At 40.3% G+C, this 313-nt stretch carries 1 pseudogene; it reads left to right on the top strand.

From position 1 onward, the window contains the following. Nucleotides 1–308 (top strand): annotated as a pseudogene (locus KVT11_RS19655) (amidase domain-containing protein); the annotation flags it as partial. Nucleotides 309–313: the final 5 nt, after the last annotated feature.

Below are 313 nucleotides of genomic sequence, written 5' to 3'. Positions count from 1 at the left end.
TAGACGATTCTTTTTATTTAGAGGAACATGATGAGAAAAGAGAAGCGTTTCTTTATAACGACACGCTTGTGAAAGATCGGATGATGTTAGAAGAACGACAAAAGGAAGATCAGGTGGATGGGCGCTTCCAAAATGAAGACCAATTTGGAAGAGCTTTTCACTATGACCGGCGTGCAGCTGTTCAATATGCTGAAACGTATTGGGATAAACGAAATCCAGCCTATAAATATTTCGAAGATCACTGTACGAATTTTATTTCACAATGTCTAAAAGCAGGGAATGCGCCAACGAGAGGATATCCGAACCGTTGATC

The sequence above is a fragment of the Bacillus sp. GbtcB10 genome (genome assembly GCF_019091365.1).
Lineage (GTDB): Bacteria > Bacillota > Bacilli > Bacillales > Bacillaceae > Bacillus > Bacillus altitudinis.
The sequence above is the reverse complement of the archived record's forward strand: the minus strand, read 5'-3'. Positions and strand labels throughout refer to the sequence as shown.